This window comes from Endozoicomonas sp. 4G, from assembly GCF_023822025.1.
Lineage (GTDB): Bacteria > Pseudomonadota > Gammaproteobacteria > Pseudomonadales > Endozoicomonadaceae > Endozoicomonas_A.
The window spans coordinates 5,446,939-5,461,521 of record NZ_CP082909.1 but is presented as its reverse complement, the minus strand read 5'-3'; the positions used below and the strand labels follow the sequence as shown (position 1 = coordinate 5,461,521).

Below are 14,583 nucleotides of genomic sequence, written 5' to 3'. Positions count from 1 at the left end.
AGACACGGATGAAACTTAAAGCCCTAATAACAACAATGACCCTTGCTGCTGGCATACAGGCGGCTTCTGCCAGTCAGATCGACGCCGAAATCCCCACTTACCAGAAAGCCAGTGGTGTATCAGGCAACCTGTCCAGTGTCGGCTCTGACACGTTGGCCAATCTGATGACCCTGTGGGCAGAAGATTTCAAACGTGAATACCCTAATGTCAATGTACAGATTCAGGCAGCGGGTTCTTCGACTGCACCACCCGCCCTGACTGAAGGGACTTCCAACATCGGCCCCATGAGCCGCAAAATGAAAGACAAGGAACTGGAAGCTTTTGAGAAGAAACACGGCTACAAGCCCACTGCCGTTCCGGTCGCTATTGATGCTCTGGCGGTTTTCGTCAACAAAGACAACCCCATCAAGGGGCTGACCATGGCGCAGGTGGACGCTATTTTCTCTTCCACCCGCAAGTGTGGCGGCGACAAAGACATCACCACTTGGGGCGGTGCGGGTCTGGACGGAGTCTGGAAAAACCGTTCAATCCAGCTATATGGCCGTAACTCGGTATCCGGCACCTACGGTTACTTCAAGAAGAAAGCCCTGTGTAAAGGTGACTTCCGTAACAACGTCAACGAACAGCCGGGTTCTGCTTCTGTCGTACAATCGGTCAGTGCTTCTGTTAATGGCATTGGCTATTCCGGGATTGGCTACCAGACGTCCAGTGTACGTACTGTCCCCCTGGCCAGAAAAGCCGGTCAGCCCTTTGTTGAAGCCACGCCCACTAACGCTGTCAACAACTCTTACCCACTGTCTCGTTTCCTGTATGTATACGTTAACAAGCAGCCCAACAAGAAACTGCCTCCCATGGAAGCTGAATTCCTGAAACTGGTGCTGTCCCAGCAGGGTCAGGAAGTGGTGGTTAAAGATGGCTACATCCCCTTGCCTGCCAAGGTGGTTGAAAAGTATCGGTCTGAACTCGAGCTGTAATCCACCGCTTGATGAGTGATGCACGCGGGGCCAACTGGCCCCGTTTTCATTTTTGGCTCAGAGAATCATGGCGGCAATCCAGCCAAAAATGATCATGGGAATATTGAAGTGTAAAAAGGTGGGAATCACCGAATCCCGAATGTGGTCGTGCTGACCATCCACATTCAAGCCAGCGGTGGGGCCAATGGTGGATTCTGAAACCGGAGAGCCCGCATCCCCTAACGCTCCTGCGGCACCTACCAGACAGGCTATCGCCAGCGGCGTAAAACCGAGCTCCATACCCAGCGGCACATAAAGGGTGGCAATAATCGGCACCGTTGAGAACGAAGAACCAATACCCATAGTAATCAGCAGCCCGACCAGAAGCATAAGAATGGCGGCAAGCGCCTGACTGTTGCCAACAAACATCTGCACCTGACCCACCAGCTCAGGAATATCACCTGTTGAGCGGAGCACCTCGGCAAAGCCTGCCGCCGAGATCATAATGAAGCCAAAAACCGCCATCATTCGCAGACCTTCATTGAACACCTCGTCTGCTTCCCGCCAACAGACGATTCGCCCAATGACCATGATAATAAAACCCAGTGCAGCCCCAAGAACCATGGATCCGGCCAGCAATTGACTCACCAGCAAAACCGCGATGGCAATGACAGAGGTAATGATGACAGGCTTACTTAACTGAACCTCTTGCTGATGAATCAAAAGGGTTTCTGCCTGACGATAGGCCCTTGGCTTTCGATAACTGAAAAATACCGCGATCAGCAATCCCAGGAACATGCCAAAAACAGGAATCGCCATGGCCAGCGGCATTTGGCTCAGCTCAATATCCAGCCCATTTTCCTGCAGGTTGCCACCAAGAATCTGATTCAGATAGACACTGCCAAAACCGATTGGAAAGAGCATATAGGTTGCAGTAAGACCAAAGGTCAGCAGACAGGCCACCTGACGGCGATCAATCGCCATAGCACTGAATACTGATAACAGGGGTGGAATCAGTATGGGAATAAAAGCGATATGGATGGGCACCAGATTCTGGGAAGAAAAGGCCATCAACACCATGGTCAGGAACAAACCGTACTTTAGCTTTACATTGTTATGAGAGCTATTACTGCTCTTCACTGTGCGGATGATCTTGCCAGCCATCCACTCAGGTATACCGGAGCGGGCAATGGCCATAGCAAAAGCACCCAGCATGGCGTAACTAATGGCAATACCCACGCCACCGCCTAAACCTCTGGAAAATGCCTCCAGAGTCTGAACAATATCCAGACCTCCGATCATTCCCCCGGCCATCGCCCCAATAAAGAGCGCCAGAACCACATTGACGCGCAACAAACTCAATACGAGCATGACGGCGACCGCCAGAATCACTGCGTTCATAGTATTTCCAAATGGTATTTTTTCGTTATTACCGCCAGCAACAGTCAGCTATGGAGCATGAGCTATAGCGGCATAAATCAGTTTTAGTTAATAGCTTTATTATTCCTGCAAATAGAGCGCCAGCGGGCTAAGCAAGTATTTAAAGCATAGGGATATTCCTGATAAAGCGGTCAGGAATCAATGATGGGAATGATGGTGGGGATGCAGAGGGGCAGCAGCAGTTTGAGAGAACACTGTCAGGGAAAAACAACCCGTTGTAGACAAGGACAATTGTCTTGATTGCATGGATAAAGCTTCCTGATGGAATCATCTGTTTGGACGGTCGATCTTAACAGACCCTGCTGAAAAAGCGAGCCAAAGATTCCCAAGCTATGCTGTGATCTGTCTCCCATTTTTTTCAATTCTGTCATATTTTTGTAACACAGGCCCTTTAAGGTACGATCAATAATCCCTGCGACCAGTGCCATGTACCCACCAATAATAGAAGACAGCCCTGGTGTCGATTACAACACCCCGGCCCATAAACGCCATCAGTCACTTCGCTTTTTCAAAGATCACCTGACCCGCTGGAGTGTGGCCGTGGGTGGTCTCGGTGTTATTGCTGCCATCCTGCTGATCTTTATTTACCTTCTTTACGAGGTGGCTCCCTTATTCAAAAGCGCAGACATTGAACAAACCAGCACCTGGACACAGACACTTACCGAAGAGCAACGCCCACTGTACCAGAGCATGGAAGAACAGGCGGAACTGGCTTTTTCCATCACCGCTGACGGTGCCATGACGTTTTCCGCCACCGGAACCGGGGCGCAGAAATATCACTATTCCCTGCCCCTTCCTGCTGGCACCTCAGTCACCACCATTGCCAATGATCCGGTTGATAACAACCTGCTGGCCGCCGGTCTGAGTAATGGTCAGGTCATTATTTTCAAGCACCTCTATAAAATTACCTGGCCGGATGATAAACGACTGATCACCCCCAAAATCAGCTACCCATACGGTGAGCAGGCGATTGATTTGATAGCAGGTCAACAGGCTGTTTCACACCTGAGCATCAGTGACAGTGAAGACCAGCTGTTGCTCACCGGTTATGGTGACCAGCGCCTGTACATGACCGCTTTTACCAAGGAATTAGACTTCCTGACCGAAGAGGTCACACTGACAGAAGAACGTATCACCCTGCCTGAAGTGGATGGGCGTATTCACGATGTCCTGATTGCTCCGGATCAACGCTGGCTGTTTGTTCAATCCGGTAGCGACGAGCTGACATTGATCGATATCAGCAATCTTCATCAACCTCATGTGGTTTCAGAAACGGACCTGACGACCCACTCGGCCAAAGTGACGACCATGACGTTCCTGCTGGGCGGAACTTCCCTGCTGATCGGCGATGACACCGGTATGATCAGCCAGTGGTTCATGGTCAGAGATAAACAAAACCAGTGGCGTCTGCAGCGAATCCGTGAATTCGAGCTGACCGGTGAACCGATTACACAGATTGTCCCCGAGCATCGCCGCAAGGGCTTTCTGGCAGCCGACGACAAGGGCAATGTTGGCATTTTCTACACCACCGCTAACAGAACCCTGCTGACCCGGAAGCTGAGCAATGGTCCTGTTGAGCAACTGGTTATTGCTCCCCGCAGCAACTATATGCTGGTGAGCAGCAATGGCGCTACCGAATTCTGGCGTATTGAGAATGAACATCCGGAAGTCTCCCTGTCGGCACTCTGGGGTAAAGTCTGGTATGAAGGCTATGAGCAACCTGAATACATCTGGCAGTCCTCAGCTTCGACCAATGACTTTGAGCCAAAACTGAGCCTGACTCCCCTGGCCTTCGGAACCCTCAAGGCCGCCTTTTACGCCATGTTACTGGCGACGCCTCTGGCCATAGCCGGAGCCATCTATACCGCTTACTTCATGGCCCCTGCCATGCGCCGTAAGGTAAAGCCTGTTATTGAATTGATGGAAGCACTGCCTACGGTCATCCTGGGGTTTCTGGCCGGTCTCTGGCTGGCTCCCCTGATCGAGAACAATCTGGCGGGCATCTTTGCGCTGCTGCTGATTGTTCCAGTCAGCATAGTGCTGTTTGCGTTTGCCTGGGACTCGATGCCCGGTCGAATTCGCCACGCTATTCCAGAAGGTTGGCAGGCTGCCCTGCTGATCCCTGTGGTACTGATCAGTGGTGCTATTGCCATGAACCTCAACGGCACCATCGAAGCCACCCTCTTTAATGGCGACCTGAGAACCTGGCTGACCTCTGAGCTGGGTATTCCTTACGATCAGCGTAATGCTCTGGTGGTGGGGCTGGCTATGGGCTTTGCTGTAATCCCCACCATTTTCTCCATCGCAGAGGATGCCATTTTCAGTGTTCCCAAACATCTGAGCTACGGCTCTCTGGCACTGGGCGCAACCCCCTGGCAGACACTGATGCGGGTGGTTCTGCTGACCGCCAGTCCGGGCATATTCTCCGCCGTGATGATTGGTATGGGTCGTGCCGTGGGTGAAACCATGATTGTGCTGATGGCCACTGGCAACACGCCGATCATGGACGCCAATATCTTCGAGGGCATGAGAACCCTGGCTGCCAACATTGCGGTAGAAATGCCGGAATCCGAAGTCGGCAGCAGCCACTATCGCATTCTGTTCCTTGCGGCACTGGTGCTGTTTCTGTTCACTTTTGTGGTGAACACCGCTGCCGAGATGGTTCGTCATCGACTGCGCAAGAAGTACAGTTCGCTTTAGGGAAGGAGCCGGAACATGAGCAATAAAATAACTCAGTGGTATCAAACGGGCTCGCCCTGGGTTTGGCTGAATGCCGGAGCGGTTGCCATCAGTGTCATTCTTGTGGTCGGTCTTCTGGGCTTGATTGCAATCCGGGGTCTGGGTCACTTCTGGCCGGGACACATTCTGGTGGCTGACTATGCCCCTCCCGGTCATCAAGCCCAGTTAATCGCTGGCGAAATTGTCGATACCGAAACCGTTTCTGCCACCCGTCTTAAGGCTGCCGGTCTCCCGGTTCCAAAGGGAATGGAAGCAGTGACCCGTGATTTGCTGAAAGTGGGTAACCGAGATGTTTCAGGTTCGGACTTTGCCTGGGTGATCGACCTTTGGCTTGAGAACCGCCATTACCCTGAAAATATCGTTGCCATGGAGCGCCGGGAGTGGGGTAACTTCTACGGTTACCTGAACAGCATCAAACAGGATGGTAAAGTCGTGGCAGAGGGTGAAGCTGCCTGGCCAGAATTCCAGAAGAGACTGGACAGAGCCCTGGCGATCTACGACGAAATCTACGCCATTGAAAAGCACGAAATAGGTTCCGTCAACGCTAAGCTGGAGCTCCTGCGTCTGGAGCAGCGGGGTCTCGAACTGGAAGGTACAGCCACTCCCCAGGCGCTCGCCGATATCGAGGCACAACGCAAAGCTTATCAGGCTGAATATAAGGTGATGGAAGCCAGGCTGGGTGATCTGTACGTAGCGTTCAACCGTGACAGCCTGATGGCTACCACTATAGATGGCACAGAGATCGAGCAGTCTTTTAGCAAAATCGTTCGGGCCTATAAACCCAATGCCATGACCCTGACCGAGAAGGTGCTTTTTTATCTCGACAAGTTAGGCGAATTTATCACTGACGACCCCAGAGAGGCGAATACAGAAGGGGGCGTTTTCCCAGCCATTTTTGGTACGGTCATGATGGTGATTCTGATGTCGATCATCGTGACACCCTTTGGTGTCATCGCAGCGGTTTATCTCCGGGAATACGCCAATCAGGGCTGGCTGACCCGGGCCATTCGGGTAGCCGTGAATAATCTGGCTGGCGTCCCTTCCATTGTCTACGGTGTCTTTGGCCTCGGTTTCTTCATCTACTTTGCCGGTGGTCAGATTGACCAGCTGTTCTTCGAGGAAGCACTGCCCTCACCGACCTTCGGGACACCGGGATTGCTCTGGGCGTCGATTACCCTGGCCCTGTTAACGTTACCCGTGGTCATCGTTGCCACCGAAGAAGGGCTGTCACGCATTCCAAGCTCTGTCCGTGAGGGCAGTCTGGCACTGGGGGCAACCAAGGCAGAAACTCTTTGGCGTGTGGTGCTGCCCATGGCCAGCCCAGCCATGATGACAGGGTTAATTCTGGCGGTTGCCCGTGCTGCCGGTGAAGTAGCGCCACTGATGCTGGTTGGCGTGGTTAAGCTGGCTCCCAGCCTGCCTCTGGATAGCAATTACCCATACCTGCATCTGGATCAGAAATTTATGCACCTGGGGTTCCATATTTACGATGTCGGCTTCCAGAGCCCCAACGTAGAAGCAGCCAGACCATTGGTTTACGCCACAGCTCTGCTACTGGTGGTGGTCATTGCGGTTCTCAACCTTTCAGCAGTGGCCATTCGCAACCATTTGCGTGAAAAATACAAAAGTCTGGAGGTGTGAGGTTGATACGTGTGCCAGAAAGGTTTAATAACTTATTGAAGGTAACGTCATGCAGGATGAGGCACTGGACTTGAATACACCCTCCCGGACAGCAAACCAACAGAGCAAAGCCACTCCCGATGCGGCCAGCTCAACACCGGCGTTTAACCTCGACAGTCTGGGGCGCAGCCGTCGCAAGCTTAGCCTGGAGCAAGAAGAAAAATGTATGGATATCAGGCATTTGAATCTGTTTTACGGTGACAAGCAGGCACTGCACGATATCTCCCTGACCATTCCCAAACGCAGGGTCACTGCTTTCATTGGTCCATCAGGCTGTGGTAAATCCACGCTGTTGCGCAGTATGAACAGAATGAATGATCTGGTAGAAGGCTGCCGCGTCGAAGGTGAAATTCAGCTGGATGACCAGAATATTTATCAAAAGGGTGTCAATGTCGCAGACCTTCGTCGCCGGGTTGGCATGGTATTCCAGAAGCCAAACCCCTTCCCAAAGACTGTTTATGAAAATGTTGCCTACGGGCTGCGTATTCAGGGCATCAACAAAAAGCGTGTTCTGGATGAAGTGGTAGAGTGGGCTTTGCGCAGTGCGGCACTTTGGGATGAAGTGAAAGATCGTCTGCATGAAAATGCCCTGGGTATGTCCGGTGGCCAGCAGCAGCGTCTGGTGATCGCCCGAACCATTGCTGTGGAGCCAGAAGTCCTGCTGCTGGACGAACCGGCTTCAGCCCTGGACCCGATTTCAACCTTAAAAATTGAAGAGCTGATTAACAAGCTCAAATCCAAATTCACCATCGCTATCGTGACCCACAATATGCAACAGGCGGCTCGTGTCTCAGACTACACAGCCTTTATGTACATGGGTAAGCTCATTGAATTCGACGATACCGATACGCTGTTCACAAACCCACAACAGAAACAAACTGAAGACTATATAACCGGTCGTTACGGCTGAATGCTATAGCATCTGGAAAAAACATGGATACCAAAAGCGAACTTCTTAGCCACCATATCTCCCAGCAATTCAACCATGAACTGGAAGAGTTGCGAAATAACCTTCTGGCCATGGGTGGGCAGGTTGAAAAACAGGTATCCGATGCGATCAATGCCCTGATCGATGCTGACAGCGAAGAGGCTGTCGCAGTCTGCGAAAAAGACACCGACATCAACTACATGGAACTGGCCATCGATGAAGAATGCTCCCGCATTCTGGCCAGACGCCAGCCTGCTGCCAGCGACCTCCGTCTGGTCATTTCCTGCTCCAAGGCCGCCACCGACTTGGAAAGGATTGGTGACGAGGCAGCAAAAATTGCCCGCTTTGCCATTAGCCTCAGTGAACAGGGAGAAGCGCCCAAAGGTTATATCGAGGCTCGTCACATTGGTAACCTTGTACGACACATGGTTCAGGATGCACTCAATGCTTTTGCCCGCTTCGATGCCGATCTTGCCCTGGCCGTTGCTAAGGAAGATAAAACTGTCGACCGGGAATACAAAAGCGCAACACGGGAACTGGTCACCTACATGATGGAAGACCCCAGATCCATCACCCGGGTTCTAAATATCATGTGGGTATTGAGATCACTGGAACGGATTGGCGATCATGCCCGTAACCTGGCGGAGTACGTGATCTATCTGGTGAAAGGTACTGATGTACGACACATTGGTATTAAAAGAATCCAGGAAGAAGTGTTTGATAAGCCTTGATGGTTGAGTACTCAGCATCGCAACAATCCCGGTAATAATAGGGCCGTTGAGTTTACACTTTAAAGTACCAGTTGATGATAAAGACGCTGAAAATGGTGGTAATCAGGCTCAGAAAGGTAATGATGTATTGCCGGTTGATGGAACCCATTTCAGTGCGAACATCAGTGATTTCTGCCCTGACATCACTGATTTCACCTCGAACATCGGTGATTTCAGCTCGCACATCGCTGATTTGACCTCGAACATCGCCAATCTCAGATCGAACATCGCCAATCTCGGAGCGAACATCGGCTATCTCTTTATGCAGTTCAATACGCAGGGAACTGATATCCGAACTCAGTGACTGATAATTGCGCTCACCTTGCAGCTGTAGCTGCATGATGGCTTCCTGCATAATCAGGATATCTTTTTTACTGGCATTGTATTCCGGGTCAAGGGAAGCACTGACCTTGCTGGCCAGTTCTTCATCAATACCGATACGTTTTAATTCTGAGAATAACGACTTTTCCATAACCACCCCTACAGAACAGAACCACAGCATAGATCAGGGATCACATTATGACCAGCTGACAGGGCTTCACCGCAGACCCTATTGAAACCCGAAGAGCCCCTTATCCTGTTTAATGGTCAGGTTTGGAGTGATGTCATGGTTTTTGCCCGGTTGATCAACTATAACTCTAGAGTTATGATAAATTAACCTTTCGATGAAGAGCGCTATGAAGAGTCGGAATTTGATCAAGATGCTTGAAAAAGATGGCTGGGAGTTAACACGGATCAACGGCAGCCACCATATTTTCAAACATCCGGTCAAAAAGGGAACGCCTTCTGTACCTCACCCCAAACAAGGATTACCGAAGGGGACGGTCAGGAATATTCTCAAGGAGGCAGAGCTTATATAAGCTTCGTCCAGAGGGTTTGATTAGGAGAAATCTATGTTATACCCCATTGTTATTCATAAAGACCCTGACAGTGCATACGGTGTTACAGTGCCTGATATCAAAGGCTGCTTTTCAGCCGGAGATACTTTTGCTGAAGCACTGGAGTGCACCAAAGAAGCCATTAACGGCTATCTGGAAATGTTCACTGAAGAAGGCAAGCCAATTCCTAACGGATCGGATATTGATGACCTGGTTGATAACCCTGATTATGAGGGAGGAACCTGGGCATTAGTGGAAGTGGATATCACCCCATATTTGGGAAAAACTGAAAAAATCAACGTCACACTGCCTTCCAGCCTGATCAGGAAAATAGACGATGAAGTAAGAAAGCATTCTTCCCAGTATCGAAGTCGTTCCAGCTTTCTCGCACAGGCAGCATTTAGAGAGCTTTGATAAACATCCAGCTAAAAGCCTTTTTTCGCCATGAGAACCTCATGAGAAACCCCAGAATCTATACTGACCAGCCTCTGGCAAACGATCAGGTCGTTGAGCTAACCGACAGTGCTGCCAACCATGTTGGCAAAGTCCTGCGCATGAAACCTGAAGAGCCTCTTATCCTGTTTAATGGTCAGGGAAGCGCCTGGCAGGGAAGGATTCAGTTTGTTGCCAAAAAAGTGGTTACCGTTGCTTTGGCAGCAGAACTGAATCAGGTCACGGAATCCCCCTTGAAAATCCACGTGGGGCAGAGCCTTAGCAGGGGTGAGCGAATGGATTACGCGATCCAGAAGACCACCGAAATGGGCGTGACGGAAATAACACCACTCTTTTCTGAACGCTGCGAAGTCAAGCTGAATGCAGAGCGTCAGGAAAAACGAATCAGACACTGGCAACAGGTCGCTATCAGTGCCTGTGAACAGTGTGGCCTGAACAGGGTTCCGGTGATTCACTCGCCTGCATTTGTAGTAGATTGGATGGCACAGCAACACTCTGACTTGAAGTTTGTACTGCATCATCGAACCGAAAAAAAACTGGAAGGGTTCGATCGACCAGAAACCATTGCTTTGTTAATCGGCCCGGAAGGTGGGCTGACTCAGGAAGAAATTACCAGGGCAGAGTCGTCAGGCTTTCATGCCCTGGCACTGGGGCCGAGAGTCCTGAGAACGGAAACTGCCCCGGTAACTGCAATCAGTGTCATGCAGTATCTATGGGGTGATCTGTAAACATTGCAGATAACTGCTGTTCCACTTTTTCAAGATCGGGAATGGCGGCAGGAATACCCTTGATAGTGACTCTGAATGTTTCTGCTGACCCTCGATGACTGTCAGCTTCCCCCCTGGGTTGAACGTCGCCTGCTGTCAGCTCCACTGCCTGAGGAATACCCTGTATCACCATGGCATAAAAAGGAGTCTGCGCATTCCCGATACTGCTGTGCATAACGGCAATCCTTGCCGTCGCAGAGAATTCTGCAAAACGACCACCGTTGATTCGTTCAAAGGTAATCAAAGGGATGGTTTGCCCCCGCCAGTCAATTTCACCGAGCAACCATCGGCTTTCCTGACAGCCACCGGATGGACGACTGTAGTCAACAACATCGACAATGCAGGAAGCAGGCAGCAGCAGCGGTATCTGCTGCATAGGAAGCAAACGAGACTTCAGGCTATTTTCACGCTCAAGGCTATTTTCACGCTCAGGAGCCCCCGTCATAACGCAACTCCTCTATTGTTTTAAGCCTGCGAACCAATGTGACAGGGTCGATAATGATGGCAACACGACCATCGCCCAGAATGGTGGCTCCGTTAACACCCACCAGATCAGCGAACTGCGGCCCCAGGCTTTTGGCAAAAATTTCAGTGCCGCCAATGATTTCATCCACATGCAGAGCCAGATTCCGGCCCCCCCGCTGGATGATCACAACCGGACATTTTTCGGGTTGAATTCCAGGGCTGTTATTGCCCAGCAGTTCACCCAGGAACATAAGCTGGTGCTCCATACCGCCATATTGCAGGGGCGTATTGTTCTGGTAGCAGTCGGTCAGGACTTCGGGGGCCACTACCGTAATACCATCAATGGACTGCATGGGCAGGGCATAGAGGTTACCTGCAACCTGAACCATCAGGGCACGGTTGACCGACAGAGTAAAGGGCAGACGCAGCTTGAAGGAAGCGCCCTTGCCGGGCTCACTGCTAATCTGGACGCTGCCACCCATCTGACGTATTTCAGTATTGACGACATCCAGACTGAAACCGGGTTCCAGAATCAGTTGGGCAATTTCCTGATCGCTCAGTTCATCTTCCGAACTGATCAGGTTGTTTTCCAGGGCTCTGGCGTGCACAGCCGGAAGGTCGATGCCTTGACCATCGTCGCTCAACTCGACAACAACATCGGCACCGTCCCGGGCAATGGCCAGGGTCAGATGACCGGTTTCTGGTTTGCCCAGGCTCAGACGCTTCTCCACAGAGGACTCAATGCCATGGTCAATGGCATTTCGAAGCAGATGTTCCAGTGGCGCCAGGATTCGTTCCAGCATGGTACGATCCATTTTCCCTTCAGCGTTGGTAACATTCAGGCTGACAGGCTTGCTCAGCTCAGTAGACAACTGACGGGTAATCTTGCGAAGCCGTGGCAATAGACAACTAAACGACACCATCCGGGCCTGCATCAGCTTTTCCTGAAGCTCTCTCAGAGTTCTCGCCTGTTGCAGTAGCAGGGTTTCTGCTTCGCGACTTTTTTCCTGAATGCCTGCCTTCAGATCTTTAAGGTCAAGATCTTTAAGGTTAATAGTGCTACCCATTTCCTTAAGGGTGTTGTTGATACCATGAACCTGTTGCTCGACACGGCCACGATAAATACTCGACTCACTGGAAAGCGTGATCAGCGACTCCAGAAGCTGCGCAGGTATACGAATCATTTCGTGATTCCCGGACAGGACACCGACTGTGCTGGTAGTAACCGGTGTTTCGAATCGCGTTGTTTCAGGAGCAGGCTGCTCGAGGGGCTCTTTTTTGGGCTGGCTCAGGTAGTCAGGAAGATCCAGAAACAGTTCAGGCAGTTCGGGGCCAGAGTCTTCCTCATTGGTTGCAATATTGAGAAGGGGGACTGTGTCGGCGGCTATGGGCTCTTGTTCAAGAACCGGTTCGGTCCGAACCGGTTCAGCGATGAGCAGCGCTTCCAGAGACTCCCTGAGTTCTGTAAATACTGATTGCGGTCTGACTGGCGTTTGCTGGGCCGCAGCCATGTTCATCATATCGACCATAGCTTCAAAGCCATTGGACAGTGGTGCCGCAAGAACCCCCGGTAATAGAGTCTCGTGCTTGCCCAGATAATTCATAACATCCAGAAGCACATCGCATAGCTCAGCCAGCGAGGTGAGTCCTGCCCTGCTTGCCTGTTCAGCCAGTATGGCTAGTTCTTTCTGGAACCGTTTCAGCTCTTCCCCAGGCAGAGCGTTGCGCCAGGTCGAAAGGTACTTATCGGCGTCCAGCAGCAGATCCAGGTCACTGTAGGCAAACAGATGGTTGTCCTGACCGGTAGAGTATTTTTTGCTGGTAGATGGTGCCTGATGCTGTTCAATATTGGGCGGCGGGGTGTCGTACTCGGGCTCAGCAGCTGGCTTTGATAAGGCTTCAACAATAGCCAGCTGTGCCGCTATCGGTTCCGCGTCGTCTAACCTTTCCAAGTCAATTTCTGAATCATTGGCAATAGCGCCATCAATAGTGCTCTCTTCGTCCTCAATGGTGTAAGTTTCACCTTTGGCCAGGGCGTCCGCCTGCTCCATGCAGACCAGAACGTCGTGGGTCAGAACCTGGCTCTGCTCCGCAAAGTCGGAAATCAATGCTGGCAGCATATCATTAACGCGGCTGATCAGGTGGCTTAATTCAGGGCTGTGGTGAATGGTGCCGTCGATCAGGTGGTTTAGCATGTTCTCGATGGACCACGCCAGCTCAGCCACAACATTGGCATCAACCAAACGACCACTGCCTTTCAATAGATAGAAAGCCCTGCGGATATCTTTCAGACGATTGTGATCATCCTGATGATCGATCCAGACAGCTACATTTTCAGTCAGTTGCCGCTGAACTCTGTCGGCTTCTTCCATGAAAACCACCAGCAGCTCATCGTCAATGATGCTCTCTCGCTCTACCGGGTCTTCTTCAACGTCCGGAGCAAGAGTCCCGGTCTGACCGGGTTCAGAATAGGGTATAACTTCAGCCGGTGTCTCTGCTTCCAGGCTGCTGGATGAGGTGAACTTAAACTGCACCACATCGTATGGGTTAACCTCGACCTGTCTGTTGGTCAAGGTGACAGATGCCTGAATAACATCAGAAATATCGGCCTGGGCTCTGGTCAGTGCTTCTTCCAGGTTGTAGCGTGCTTTCAACGCTCCGGTGAAACCCTCATGACCTTTCGAGGTAGCAATGTAGTAGAGCAATCCCCTGAGCAGGGCATCATTGGGGTCAGTATTGATAAAAGCAGCACCCTGTTTAATAAACAGGCGGATCTGACCATCCAGCCCTCTCAAGAGGTTAGCGACATGAATATTCTGTTCGATCGACTGATTATCCAGCCCTTCAACCAGAGCAATACTGGCTTCCCAGAGAGGAGAAAGGGGCGCGCCCCAGGAAAGGTCCTGTAATTTGGTAAACAATTTAGCCAGAATTTTAATCTGCTGAGCCCGATTCTGATCCCGCAAATAACCTGCGAGCGTCAGCTGATACTTCTGCCGTATTTTTCTCAGTAACGGTACCAGACCGGTCTGTTCAAGAGCCTCCAGTTGCGGTGGCTCGACAGGATCAATCAGTGAGCAGCGGTCCGGAAAGAAAAAAGTAGCTTCCGGCAGCGGATCGTCCTCTCGCAGCCGTCTCAGTTCGTTAATCAGGGGCAGAAGCGCCAATGGACGATCAACACCACTGTCGAGAGTCTGTTGAATATAATCTGACAGCTGCAAGGTGCCTTGTATCAGGACGGCCAGAGCCATTCTGACATCAGACACCCGATCACTGATCAGTGCCTCGGACAATCTATTTATTTCCAGACTCAAATGGCTGGCGCCTTCATACTGCAACAGTTTGAGTGCGCCATGAGCCTGACGGAACGCCCTCTGTCCGACGCTTATATGGGCTGGGTTGCCGGGCTCTTGCTGGTATTTTTCCAAGGCCTGGCGGGCTTCAACAAGCGCCTGTTCAATCTCTTCCTTAACCCGGTGCAGGCCTGCATAATCCTGTTGTTCAGCCATT

Annotated in this window: 12 protein-coding genes; 8 read left to right on the top strand and 4 right to left on the bottom strand. The window is 51.3% G+C overall.

The genetic code is table 11. The features are described 5' to 3' along the window. Positions 1 to 8 precede the first annotated feature (8 nt). Positions 9 to 974, top strand: a complete 966-nt coding sequence (locus tag K7B67_RS21675; RefSeq protein ID WP_252177922.1) for a phosphate ABC transporter substrate-binding protein PstS family protein — start codon at positions 9 to 11, stop codon at positions 972 to 974. 57 nt (positions 975 to 1,031) lie between these two features. Here K7B67_RS21675 and K7B67_RS21670 read toward each other — a convergent pair whose 3' ends face one another. Further along, positions 1,032 to 2,354 carry a Na+/H+ antiporter NhaC family protein gene (locus tag K7B67_RS21670; protein ID WP_252177921.1) on the bottom strand — a complete coding sequence of 441 codons (1,323 nt, stop codon included), beginning with the start codon at positions 2,352 to 2,354 and terminating at the stop codon, positions 1,032 to 1,034. Between the two features lie 465 nt (positions 2,355 to 2,819). On the opposite strand from K7B67_RS21670, the gene K7B67_RS21665 reads away from it, so the two are divergent. From K7B67_RS21665 to phoU, 4 genes are read left to right on the top strand one after another with little or no spacing between them, the layout of a single operon-like run. Next, the gene (locus tag K7B67_RS21665; RefSeq protein WP_252177920.1) at positions 2,820 to 5,093 is read left to right on the top strand and encodes an ABC transporter permease subunit; all 2,274 of its coding nucleotides are present in this window, start codon (positions 2,820 to 2,822) and stop codon (positions 5,091 to 5,093) included. 15 nt (positions 5,094 to 5,108) lie between these two features. Continuing rightward, complete coding sequence (pstA, locus tag K7B67_RS21660) at positions 5,109 to 6,773, top strand: phosphate ABC transporter permease PstA (protein ID WP_252177919.1); 1,665 nt, start codon at positions 5,109 to 5,111, stop codon at positions 6,771 to 6,773. Between the two features lie 49 nt (positions 6,774 to 6,822). Continuing rightward, on the top strand, positions 6,823 to 7,722 hold the full coding sequence (gene pstB / locus K7B67_RS21655) for a phosphate ABC transporter ATP-binding protein PstB (protein WP_252177918.1): 900 nt from the start codon (positions 6,823 to 6,825) through the stop codon (positions 7,720 to 7,722). Between the two features lie 23 nt (positions 7,723 to 7,745). Further along, on the top strand, positions 7,746 to 8,471 hold the full coding sequence (gene phoU, locus K7B67_RS21650; protein WP_252177917.1) for a phosphate signaling complex protein PhoU: 726 nt from the start codon (positions 7,746 to 7,748) through the stop codon (positions 8,469 to 8,471). Between the two features lie 52 nt (positions 8,472 to 8,523). On the opposite strand, the gene K7B67_RS21645 is transcribed toward phoU, so the two are convergent. After that, positions 8,524 to 8,982, bottom strand: coding sequence for a hypothetical protein (locus K7B67_RS21645; protein WP_252177916.1), 459 nt, complete (start codon positions 8,980 to 8,982; stop codon positions 8,524 to 8,526). Between the two features lie 220 nt (positions 8,983 to 9,202). Here K7B67_RS21645 and K7B67_RS21640 point away from each other — a divergent pair, with 220 nt between their 5' ends. The 3 genes from K7B67_RS21640 to K7B67_RS21630 are packed head-to-tail and all read left to right on the top strand — an operon-like array spanning position 9,203 to position 10,569. Beyond that, a complete protein-coding gene (locus tag K7B67_RS21640; protein ID WP_256484613.1) occupies positions 9,203 to 9,370 on the top strand; it encodes a type II toxin-antitoxin system HicA family toxin in 168 nt (55 codons plus the stop codon). 33 nt (positions 9,371 to 9,403) lie between these two features. Further along, positions 9,404 to 9,802, top strand: a complete 399-nt coding sequence (locus K7B67_RS21635) for a type II toxin-antitoxin system HicB family antitoxin (RefSeq protein WP_252177915.1) — start codon at positions 9,404 to 9,406, stop codon at positions 9,800 to 9,802. Positions 9,803 to 9,843: 41 nt separating this feature from the next. Further along, the gene (locus K7B67_RS21630) at positions 9,844 to 10,569 is read left to right on the top strand and encodes a 16S rRNA (uracil(1498)-N(3))-methyltransferase (RefSeq protein WP_252177914.1); all 726 of its coding nucleotides are present in this window, start codon (positions 9,844 to 9,846) and stop codon (positions 10,567 to 10,569) included. Here K7B67_RS21630 and K7B67_RS21625 read toward each other — a convergent pair. Together K7B67_RS21625 and K7B67_RS21620 are read right to left on the bottom strand one after the other, a co-directional pair. Then, positions 10,541 to 11,053, bottom strand: coding sequence for a chemotaxis protein CheW (locus K7B67_RS21625; RefSeq protein WP_252177913.1), 513 nt, complete (start codon positions 11,051 to 11,053; stop codon positions 10,541 to 10,543). The genes K7B67_RS21630 and K7B67_RS21625 overlap by 29 nt on opposite strands. Further along, complete coding sequence (locus K7B67_RS21620; RefSeq protein ID WP_252177912.1) at positions 11,037 to 14,582, bottom strand: chemotaxis protein CheA; 3,546 nt, start codon at positions 14,580 to 14,582, stop codon at positions 11,037 to 11,039. The genes K7B67_RS21625 and K7B67_RS21620 overlap by 17 nt, the downstream gene beginning before the upstream one ends. Position 14,583: the final 1 nt, after the last annotated feature.

Bases quoted from the DNA above. Each gene is read 5' to 3' on its own strand.
- K7B67_RS21675 (WP_252177922.1), top strand. From the start codon at position 9: ATGAAACTTAAAGCCCTAATAACAACAATGACCCTTGCTGCTGGCATA.
- K7B67_RS21670 (WP_252177921.1), bottom strand. From the start codon at position 2,354: ATGAACGCAGTGATTCTGGCGGTCGCCGTCATGCTCGTATTGAGTTTG.
- K7B67_RS21665 (WP_252177920.1), top strand. From the start codon at position 2,820: ATGTACCCACCAATAATAGAAGACAGCCCTGGTGTCGATTACAACACC.
- pstA (WP_252177919.1), top strand. From the start codon at position 5,109: ATGAGCAATAAAATAACTCAGTGGTATCAAACGGGCTCGCCCTGGGTT.
- pstB (WP_252177918.1), top strand. From the start codon at position 6,823: ATGCAGGATGAGGCACTGGACTTGAATACACCCTCCCGGACAGCAAAC.
- phoU (WP_252177917.1), top strand. From the start codon at position 7,746: ATGGATACCAAAAGCGAACTTCTTAGCCACCATATCTCCCAGCAATTC.
- K7B67_RS21645 (WP_252177916.1), bottom strand. From the start codon at position 8,982: ATGGAAAAGTCGTTATTCTCAGAATTAAAACGTATCGGTATTGATGAA.
- K7B67_RS21635 (WP_252177915.1), top strand. From the start codon at position 9,404: ATGTTATACCCCATTGTTATTCATAAAGACCCTGACAGTGCATACGGT.
- K7B67_RS21630 (WP_252177914.1), top strand. From the start codon at position 9,844: ATGAGAAACCCCAGAATCTATACTGACCAGCCTCTGGCAAACGATCAG.
- K7B67_RS21625 (WP_252177913.1), bottom strand. From the start codon at position 11,053: ATGACGGGGGCTCCTGAGCGTGAAAATAGCCTTGAGCGTGAAAATAGC.
- K7B67_RS21620 (WP_252177912.1), bottom strand. From the start codon at position 14,582: ATGGCTGAACAACAGGATTATGCAGGCCTGCACCGGGTTAAGGAAGAG.